7 protein-coding genes are annotated in these 10,612 nt (G+C 40.3%); 2 read left to right on the top strand and 5 right to left on the bottom strand.

Annotation, left to right across the window (positions count from 1 at the left end):
- Positions 1-274: 274 nt before the first annotated feature.
- Together HJP15_RS21435 and HJP15_RS21440 are read right to left on the bottom strand one after the other, a co-directional pair.
- On the bottom strand, positions 275-2,095 hold the full coding sequence (locus tag HJP15_RS21435; protein ID WP_170174607.1) for a choice-of-anchor I family protein: 1,821 nt from the start codon (positions 2,093-2,095) through the stop codon (positions 275-277).
- A gap of 140 nt (positions 2,096-2,235) precedes the next feature.
- Positions 2,236-3,513 carry an acyltransferase family protein gene (locus tag HJP15_RS21440; protein WP_170174608.1) on the bottom strand — a complete coding sequence of 426 codons (1,278 nt, stop codon included), beginning with the start codon at positions 3,511-3,513 and terminating at the stop codon, positions 2,236-2,238.
- Between the two features lie 197 nt (positions 3,514-3,710).
- Between HJP15_RS21440 and HJP15_RS21445 the strand changes: the two genes are divergently transcribed.
- Complete coding sequence (locus HJP15_RS21445; protein ID WP_054205796.1) at positions 3,711-4,580, top strand: LytR/AlgR family response regulator transcription factor; 870 nt, start codon at positions 3,711-3,713, stop codon at positions 4,578-4,580.
- Between the two features lie 383 nt (positions 4,581-4,963).
- Positions 4,964-6,235, top strand: coding sequence for a LysM peptidoglycan-binding domain-containing protein (locus HJP15_RS21450; RefSeq protein ID WP_054454253.1), 1,272 nt, complete (start codon positions 4,964-4,966; stop codon positions 6,233-6,235).
- A gap of 74 nt (positions 6,236-6,309) precedes the next feature.
- Here HJP15_RS21450 and creD read toward each other — a convergent pair whose 3' ends face one another.
- The 3 genes from creD to HJP15_RS21465 form a co-directional block, all read right to left on the bottom strand.
- On the bottom strand, positions 6,310-7,617 hold the full coding sequence (gene creD, locus HJP15_RS21455; RefSeq protein WP_170174609.1) for a cell envelope integrity protein CreD: 1,308 nt from the start codon (positions 7,615-7,617) through the stop codon (positions 6,310-6,312).
- 340 nt (positions 7,618-7,957) lie between these two features.
- Entirely contained in the window at positions 7,958-9,439 is a 1,482-nt protein-coding gene (gene creC, locus HJP15_RS21460) for a two-component system sensor histidine kinase CreC (RefSeq protein WP_170174610.1), read from the bottom strand.
- The gene (locus tag HJP15_RS21465; RefSeq protein ID WP_054205792.1) at positions 9,426-10,106 is read right to left on the bottom strand and encodes a response regulator; all 681 of its coding nucleotides are present in this window, start codon (positions 10,104-10,106) and stop codon (positions 9,426-9,428) included. Before HJP15_RS21465 ends, creC begins: the two co-directional genes overlap by 14 nt.
- Positions 10,107-10,612: the final 506 nt, after the last annotated feature.

The raw sequence follows: 10,612 nt of genomic DNA on the forward strand, positions 1-10,612 counted from the left end.
AAGATATTAGCTATTATTTGATGAATTACTATAACTGGCGCAGGCCGCATAGCCACAACCAAATGGTTGCCCCTGGAGTAGCCGAAGAAAAACTTAATTCACTGTCCGGAATTAGTTGACCACAACACAAACACCTTTTCGCGCTAAAGCACGTCCTACATTGTAGGTCGTCATTTATGGCGACAACCTAAAGTATAACCCTACAGTAAACACCTTTACGCGCTAGAAAATAAAAGGACGCACTGTGTATGTGCGCCATTTTTAAGTTAAATAATTACTTAAGTGCAATTTCCCATACTGCTATTGAACCTGATATTTCATTACCCACAATCAGCAATGCTTTGCCTGTCGCACTTTGCTCAGCGGGTACAAATGCCATGCCCTCTGGCGCTAAATCGCCAGTGATATCTGCCCCTTCTGTCGTGCCACGGTTATAAAAATAATCAGTGTATTTAACGTCAAATGGGTTGGTGATGTCGTATACCATAATGCCACCCATACGCTCTAATCCAACAAACGCAAATAAACGCTCGCCAACTTTACCCAGCGCTAATGCTTCAGGCTCCGGCCCTTTGGCATCTGAGCGGGTATCGCCTTCATTGGTATCTTCATCGTTATTAAACGCGCTGCCATGAATAGATGCGGTAATGCGCTCAATTTGATCCCCAGAATCAAATACCACTAAGCCATTGCTATCCCAAATAGTGAATGAGCGTGCACCGTAAGTATAAAGCTGCTCATATTGCCCATCGTTATCTGCATCGCCTTTCACTATGGTTACTTTTAAACGGCCAATATCGTCATTGTCGTTATTCAGATAAGAGAAGTTCGCCGCGAGCGTTAAATCTTTTGCGCGTGACTCATCAATGTACGCCAAGCAGCCGTCTTTATCGTCAAAATCAAGACCGCCTTTTGCTGTACAGTCTGCGGCATTGGCTGCATCAAAAAAGTACTCTCGGCCATCACCTTCGTTTGCACTGACAATGAAGTTTGCCCCTTTGTAGCTAAAGCTGGAAATAGTATCTGGCTGATACATACCAAATAAACCCGGGTACTTTTGAAAGTTAACTTTGCCGTCTTTATCTGACGCATCCATGGTCAAGTTAGACCAATCTTTAAAACCAAGCCCCATTAGCTTCATGCTGTTGTCTGTTAAATCAATCACAGCCAAGCCGTTATTTTCTTGAATAGACACGTACGCGTAGCGGTTATCTTTGGAGATACTGACATACTCAGGTTCTAAATCCATTGCCACCGTTGTATTAATAACTTTGCCATTAATCGTTCGCCCTGTGGGATTGGCAAATACAAAACCTTGTGCCTCTAGCTCTGTTTGTTTGTCGTTATAGGCTGTAAAATCAAGCATTGTAGCTGCATCTGCAATTGCCCCGTTATTAACACTGATAATGCTAATACTGCCAAGTGGATCTACACTGTAATCGCCTGCAGGCTCACCTTCATTTGCAACCACTACCTTGCTACCGTCATGGGTGAATGTCACCATATCTGGCAATGCACCAACCATTACATTTTTAATAAAAACAGGGGCATCGCCTGCGATGTTATAAAAGGCAATATAACCTGCTTCACCAACCGTTTTAGATGCCATTGCCACAGCAAGGATCTGGTTATTCTCATCAATTGCAATACTGTTTGCATCACCGGTGGTGTGATCATTTAAAGTAATGGTGATCGCGCTTGTTAAATTAGTTGCCGTAACAATGCCTTCATTATTTTTTACCATGGCGGCGCTATCAAAGCTTTGTGCTGGCAAAATATTTACAACGGCAACATCACCGGAGCTGTTAATTGCATAAATCCACTTTTTTGAAGCCTGATAAGCAACAATTTCAGCGGCCCCTTCAGGGCTTTGTGCATTTAGTACCGCGCGACCAACTAAGTTAATATCTAAAAGTCGATTCGCGTCTTGACCATTTTCACCATTAGCGCCATCGCCCCCATCAACTCCATTTTGACCATCAACACCGGCAGCTCCTTGCCCTCCCTGCGGACCAGTTAAACCATCGTCGCCATCAAGCGAGCACCCTGTTAAAGCACAAAGTAATGAAATTGCGAGCAATGAACGTTTTAGCATGAAAAAACCCTTTTAATTTTTTGAATAATTAATTGGGGCATAGTGCATCACATGTGTATGACTAATGGGCTACGGTTTTATGGTTTTTTTATGACAACTAATAATACAGGGCAACTCTTAACTCAGCCCTAAATCACTTTCTAAATAAGTAATACCAACATCAACGGGCTAATAATCCCAAATCCAATCAACCGCGCATAAAAGCGAAGTTTTCTGCTGTATTGCCCGCTAGGCTTTATACCAAACAACGGGCAAAGAACATCGAATCCGCTAATCACTTCATAGAAAAACCAACAAATCATAAAAGTAAGGCTGATGATAGCAAGAGGCTCAATGATTACTCCCAATTGCATTGGCGTAAACCAAAACGCCAAGGCGATGATCACGCTTTGATGTAAAATATAAAATGGGAAAACGGCGCCATTAAGCTTGCTAAGTATCGGATGGTTGCGATTCAAAAAACGTTGTGCGAGGGCTAACATCAGTACTACACCAAGTAAACGCTGGGTGGTATAAAGCATGTCCATGCTAGTGATTTGCCATTGGCTAGATGCAGGGTTTTGCCAAATAATATGATAGCTCGCAACAACTAATAGATAACCGACAATAAATAGCCCTAGCAACACCCGCCAACAGCGCTGTAATTGACTATAAAATACTGGCTGCCACGCAAGTAAATAACCATAAAGTAAAAACAACGCGCCCATGGGATAACGAAACGTATCACTCGGCCAGCTCAATTTTAGCGCGCAAAGCGGCAACAGTAATACAATGAAAATAATAAGCAGTGACTGCTCACACAAGTACGTAATTAAAGCCTGAACTTTAGAAAGATGTAGTAAAGGTAAAATCAGCACAAGCAGCAAGGTAAATTGCCATAATGAGCGTAAATACCAAAGGTGATTTACATCAACATGGGGCCAAATACCGGCACTATAATTTTTAAAAATCGGGTGTGATAAATCAAAAAATGCCTGATAAAACTGCCAATAATTCAGCGTTAAACCACTTTCTTGTGACATTTGCGCATACAGCTGTACCGGAACTACAAACCAGATCCCAACAAGCAAAGGCAATAATATGAGTATACTGCGACTAACTAAAAAATCCCAAAAAGACAAACGCGCCGCAATGAAGCGCAGTGCAACGCCAGAGATAAACCAAATCAGTCCCATTCGCCAGGGCGATAGTAATAGCATGGCATTTTCAACACCGCTGCTTAGATATTGGCTTTTGAAATGAAAACCCCAGCTTTGGCTGTACAGCATACCTGTGTGATAAAAAATAAGTAAACCAAATGCCAACACTCTTAGCCAATCGAGCTCATAGCGCCGCGGTAAACTTTCACAAGAGTGATTGAACACATTTAGCCAAGGTGAAAAAACACTCCCTAGCCCATTTTTTAGTTGTTTGACCATGACTTACATCCATACCTTAATATGTGTATTAATGTAGCGAAGATAATCTTAATTCCAAGTATAAAAGGCTGATAAAACAATACGTAGGGATAAGCGGTGGCTCACAGGGACAGTAGCCGATGAAAAGTATTGCCTATTATTACCTGCTTGCTATGCTCAAGCTTATTGGAATAATTTTTGCGATAACTCTGTAAAGTATGCACACATTAAATAGCGCTCAACTACACCACTTTCAACACTACCAAAAATGGTATGCCGCTATTTTTCTAGCATTGTATGTGTTTATTAACAACAGTATTAACGCCACCTCTCAAATTATGGAAGCGCAGCGCGATGGCGCATTACCATTTCTGTTGTGGGAGCCTTTTGTGTGGGAATACACGAGCGCTGTTAGTACCTTATTACTCATACCAGCTCTTTTATACTTGCTAAAACACCATCCTTTTAATTGGCAAGCAGTGAACCGCTCAATCGCTTTATATTTTGCAGCATCTGTACTTTATTGTGTGCTGCACGTTGGGGTGATGATTGGATTGCGCAAGCTTATCTATTGGCTACAAGCGCGCGCTTATGACTTTGGCCTGAATTGGTTTGAGCTGTTATATGAATACCGCAAAGATCTGTGGGCGTTTTTGTTTTTTATCGTCGTTATTAAAGTATTTAGTTATGTTTTCGCTCAAATCATAGGGGAAGCGACCACTTTGGCAAATAATGAAGAAGAGCTTATCCCCACCCAATTCGATCGTTTTTTAGTAAAAAAGCTCGGTAAAGAGTTTATCGTTAAAGTGAACAACATAGACTGGTTAGAATCATCTGGGAATTATGTAAACCTGCACTGCGCAGAACGTATTTACCCACTTCGCGCTACATTAACTCAGCTTAGCAGTAATTTAGAATCTCAAGGGTTTTGCCGTATTCATCGCTCTCATGCAATTCGCTTAGATGCAGTTGAATCGATCACACCATTATCTAGCGGCGATAGTGAAATAAAACTAACCACGGGTAAGGTACTTAATTTATCCCGACGTTATAAAGATCAATTTAAAACTCACTTAAATATTAATTAACCCCAACTTTGGTTAAGATGCTAATTAACATAGTAATATTAGGGCGTGTTGACCTTTCGTGATTGATTTTTCAGCAGACTGTTTGGTATTTAGGCAAGGCAGCGCCTATGGTGTGTGGTGTTCCCCATAAATAGGCGATAACGCAGTATAAATGCCAAACATGCGCTGCCCAAAGGGTTCTTCCTAGGGGTGATTAACTCATTGTTGCTCGGTTTTTACTTAGCCCACTAGGTTACAAACCTCGCGCCGCGATTAAATCGCCCCTAGATTGAACAAACTTCAATCCACAAAGGTCAACACGCCCTAGTGTTGTTAGTACTCTCCAGCTAGCGTTCGTTTTTAGCTAGGCTGACCTCATCGACATTTTAGGAGTGATTTCATACGTGTTTTCTAATCGATATATCGGCATTTTTCCGCTCATTTTTGTTTTATCTGGCTGTGAAACCACATCTGAAAAGCCAACCCCTCAAACAGTTATTACAGCACAGCCAAGCTCCGTTATTAGTCAGCAAAGTGAAGCGATTGAGCAGGTAGCGCCTTTAGCCCCTCAAACGCTAGATGATGTTTGGCAACGTATTCGCGTACAGTTAAGCTTTGCTAATTCAAGCCACCCAGATGTACAGCAACGCATAGCGTGGTATTTATCTCACCCAAACTATATGGATGAAATTAGCCGCCGAGCCGAACCTTACCTTTACTATATTGTAAACGAAGTCGAAAAACGCGGGTTACCCATTGAATTGGCATTAATGCCGCTGATTGAAAGTGACTTTGATGCAAGTGCCTATTCACATAAACATGCTTCAGGGTTATGGCAACTGACTCCCGCAATTGCCAAGCACTTTAAAGTGCACATATCTCCTTGGTACGATGGGCGTCAGGATGTCATAGATAGTACCCGCGCAGCGCTCGATTTTATGGAGTATTTATATCTACGTTTTGACGGTGATTGGTATCATACTGTTGCGGCCTATAATCTAGGCGAAGGACGTGTATTGAGGGCAATTCGTAACAATAAAAAACAGGGTAAACCGACCGATTTTTTTAGTTTAAAGTTACCAAAACAAACAAGTCAGTACGTACCTAAATTACTTGCTGCGGCGCAATTATTAAAAAGCCAGAAAATGGCATTTCCAGTAATTCCAAATAAAAATGCTATTGCTGTGGTGCCTGTATCGGGATCGGTTATTTTAGATAACAAAGATAAATGGCAACAACTAGAATCATTAAATAATGGCGTGATCCGCTTTCCTGCTATTATTGATGCACCGCACATCGTTGTCCCTATAGATAAACAAGCCGCATTTAAAAGCATGCTCGCAAGTCAAAAAAGTAACGATTTCAGTCAATGGCAGCATTATACAATTCAATCTGGTGACAGTCTCAGTGTGATAGCTAAACGCTATGCGATCAGTGTGAATCAATTAAAAGCATTTAATAACCTAACGAGTAACCGCATTCGCGCGGGGAGTAAATTGATCCTCCCTATACTTGCCGATCAAGAAATTGAGCATAAAGTAAAATCGGGAGAAAGCTTATGGAAAATCGCGAAGCATTACAAAGTCAGTATAAATAAACTAAAACAATGGAATAATCTCTCAAGCGACCATTTAAAAATAGGCGAAAAGCTAACTGTATTTTTGTCTAATAGTTAATAAACCTGAACTCTGAATAATCATAAAAGGGCCGATAAAATTATCAGCCCTTTTATTATTTGAGCGAAGGTTACTTAAGTAACCTCGTTATCAGCTTGCGGCTTTGTGCTATACCAGTTTACGGTTCGAGTGAGCATCATAATCAAACTGAGTACTGCAAACACCAATACACTGCCCATCAATAATGCATAATCTTCCGCACTTAATAAGCCAAATAATAAACCATATAAAAACACAACACCGAGGAAGAAAAACCCACCATGTTTACTATTTTTAAGCATGCCCGCAACATAGATACTGAGTAAAAATGCGGATGAAAGAGCTGATAAAAGATACGCCAGATTAAACCCTAAATGCTCACTTAAAGAAATCAACAGTAAATAAAAAACAGCTAGAGCAAGTCCGACAAAACCATATTGTACAGGGTGTATTGGCTCACCACGCAATACCTCAAGTAAAAAGAAACTAGCAAACACCAGTAAGATCACGAGTAAAGCATAATTACTTGCGCGATAACTTTTAAGATAATGATTTACGCCATCAACTAAATTAACCCCCATGCTGCGCTGCTTAAATTGCGCACATTCATTTTGAAATAAACAATGGTTAAATAACTCCTGCAGATTCGTGGCAAAATAATTTGTTTGCCAACTTGCTGAGAAGCTTTGCTGTGAAATATTCGATTCAATTGGGAGGTAGTCGCCGACAAAACTTGGATGAGGCCAATCAGCTTGCATCGTTAATGAGGTTTCTTTGCCAACAGGCGCTAAAGCAAGTTTGCGCATACCTTGCAAATTTAAGTCAATTTGGTACGGTAAAATAGGCGCTTCCATGATGCTTGCATAATCAAGTTCAATACGAACCCCTTCTGGTAATTGTGCGATTTGCGTACCCGGTAACAATTTGTAGGTGTGATCATTCATACTTATTTGAGAGCCTTGCCCAATCCCTCGGATATCAGCAATGGCCATAACAAGATTAAGCCGCTTTATTTTTTTGCCTGCTAATGGTTTTAATGACGTTGTATCAAACACACCATCAAACCTATTTTTTGAACGATATAGAAGAGCTTTATAAATGCCCCGGTATTTTTCGAATGTTGATAATGTGCTGTCTATATTCAGTGATTCAGGCAATAGCAAAACACTTACGACATGATCTATCGTTTTACCATCTCGAGTGCTGGTTTCAATATATTCAGCATGAATAAAAGGACCAATAATTTGTTGCTCAGCACTACTACTTTTTGCAATATCTGCTTGAACTTGATCTTGCAGATCAGCTCGCTCATCTATTAAATTTTGGATCATAAAAATTGGGATAAGTAGCAAGACAATTAAACCTATAATTATCACCAATTTTGTTTCTATTTTTTGTTTCATCTATATTCGCTCCATGTATTATTTAAATATACCCAAGCCACCTCAAGATGCGAGTTTCAGTTGGAATTTAAAGCGATTTAGGCAAGGCATTGATTGCAAGTAATAGTGGTTCTATTGTTAAAATCAATAACGTAGTATAAATCGCTTTAAAACCAACCCGCAGGGCGCTTCACAGGGACTTACTCTCATCGTTGTTCCTTCTTAAAAGGGATTGCCATTGTTTCAAAGTAACGCCTTGATATTAAGCCCCTGTGAAACGCTGAATTCTGCATCTTGAGGTGGCTTGGGTATACATGGTAACGAAGCTATGTGGAGTTATGGTGGGTCTTAAGTGGAGCTTTTATGGAGTTGGTACTGTGATGTCAACCAACACCCCTTGTTCAATATTACTTATCGTGAGTTCCCCTTTATGTAATTTAATGACTTGCTCTACAAAATTTAAACCTAAGCCTGTGCTTTTATTACCGTTAGCACGAGGCAGTGAGTAAAAGCGCTCTGTAATGCGCAACAGCGCATAATCAGGAATACAAGAGCCCGTATTGCTAATTTTAATACTCACCATGCGCTGATGTACTTCTACGAAGATATTGATTTGGCCGCTTTCGAATAAAAAGTCGAACGCATTATCAACAATGTTATAAAGAGCCTGCTGTATTAAAAAGCGATCTCCCATTAACTGCATACTAGAGTCACATTGAATTGTTATTAGGGCATTTTTATTAGTGGCTTTAGCTATAAAAGAATCCTTTATTGCCTCAAGTAATGGGGTTATAAAAATAACTTCTCGCTTTTCAAGTTCAGGAAGTTGTTCTAGTTTCGTTAATGCTAATAACTTATCTATCAACTTTTGCATTCGTGCTGTTTCTGATTCAATATTACTAGCAAATAACTGCTGTTTATCATTACTTAGCGGGGTTTGTAGGATCTCACTCGCGCCTTTAATCGCTGATAATGGACTTTTCAATTCATGTGTTAGAGTTTGCACATAGTTTTCTACATAGCTTTTACCATCTAGTTGACGGCGCATTTTCTCAAGTGCATCACTGAGTAACCCATATTCATAAAATACTCTAAAAGTCGGTTTATTGGCCTTTTCACCCCGGCCTATTTTGTCGGCATAATTAGCTAGCTTATACAAAGCGCTATTGATCCGCCAAGCGATCAAAGCCCCTACTATTAATGCCAATATACTCATCACCGCTAGCCAACTTAATACACGGTACTTAGACATATTAATAAATGGTTGCACCGATCGGTTTGCTTTAGCTACCGTGACAGCGCCAATGATTTTTTCATTATGGATAATCGGCGCAGCTACATGCATCACAGTAGAAAGGGGATCACTTGAATCCAAGGCTGTAGAGCGTGCACCATATTCTCCTCGTAATGTCAGATACACATCATTCCAGCGCGAAAAATCTTTACCTATATCTTGCTGCCAAGAATCAAGGACAACAACTCCATCAGCATTAGTAATATAAATACGGTGATTAATTGCAGGCTTGCTAATCCCCCAAATGGCCGCATTAGGCTCTCGCATACCGTATGAATTAATCTGTTTAGCGAACTTACCTTCTACCAATGTACCCTGAACAAGATCTTCTCGGGCCATGACGGCGAGTAAATTAGCCATATCAACGAGAGTTTCTTCACTTACTTGACGCACCGTTGGTTTTATTTCGCGCATTACAGTAGAGCTAACCAAGTAAGTTGTTAATATAACAAGTACAAAATAGAGTAAAAATAATCTAAACCCCAGAGGGATTTTAGGCCAGCGCTTAAATCGAGATAACCCTTGAGTAATCTGTTTAAACGGGCTCATAAAAGTACCCAAAGCCACGTTTTGTATGAATCAATTCATCTGTACCTGCTGTGCGTAACTTGTTTCTAATCGCTTTAATATGACTATCAATATTACGAGCATACATACTCTCTTGGCATAGTTCAGCTGATGATAATAATTGCTCGCGAGAAAATACCTGCCGTGGTTGTGAGACTAGTTTATCGAGTACCTTAAACTCCAAAGCAGTTAGACCAAGCGATTGCTTTGCATAATAATAATCGTAGTTTTCACTATAAAGCACAGGTTTACTTTGAAAGGAATCTAACAGTGGCGCCGAAACACGATGTGGTTTTAAACGAAGTTTCACGCGAGCTAGCATTTCTCTAGGGCTAAACGGCTTAGTAACGTAGTCATCACCACCTATCTCTAAACCAACTACACGATCTATTTCATCATTGCGGGCTGTTAAAAAAATAATAGGTAATGATGAAAACTCTCGGATCTGCTTACATAACTCAAAACCGTTAGCATCGGGTAAACCAATATCCAAAATGAGTAAATCTGTACTAATTGCTTTTAAATGTTCAAGCCCCGCGCCAGCAGTTGAAAACCAGGCGACTTTAAATCCATCCATTTCGAGTGTATGAATTAACGTATCAGCAATCGCTTTCTCATCCTCAATAATTACAACCTGTATACAAGACATATCGACCACTTCCCTTAACAACCTCATTAGCAGGCATAATAGTTACAGTTAGTTATAGCCCAGTCAATAAAGATAATAATTTGCACAAGTTGCTGTTCACTTATGGAGTTTGTATTTACTGTTCAAGAGACCAAGCTATCCTGAAAAAATATAGTCCCTTGCTGTCAACCTATTGTAGATCGTGATTTATCGTGACATGAAAATGCGTTGCGAAGAGAGTATATGAGGCTCTGGGGAATACTGTATATGCCTTCAAGCTAAAGCCTGACCTACAATAAAATACCCGTACGCTGATTGTAAAACCGTCGGTCGTGATTTATCGCGACAACCGATTTATGGGGGTGTACTGCTTTCAGATGAACACCTGAGCGACACTGGCCACCTTGCTCGCTTTTTCACTTTCCTGCAGACGTAAAAAAGCCCGACTCAGTGAGTCGGGCTTTCTTTATTTGGAGCCTGGCGATGACCTACTTTCACATAACAAATGCTACACTATCATCGGCGCT

Source organism: Pseudoalteromonas sp. NEC-BIFX-2020_002 (assembly GCF_013002825.1).
Classification (GTDB): Bacteria; Pseudomonadota; Gammaproteobacteria; order Enterobacterales; family Alteromonadaceae; genus Pseudoalteromonas; species Pseudoalteromonas neustonica.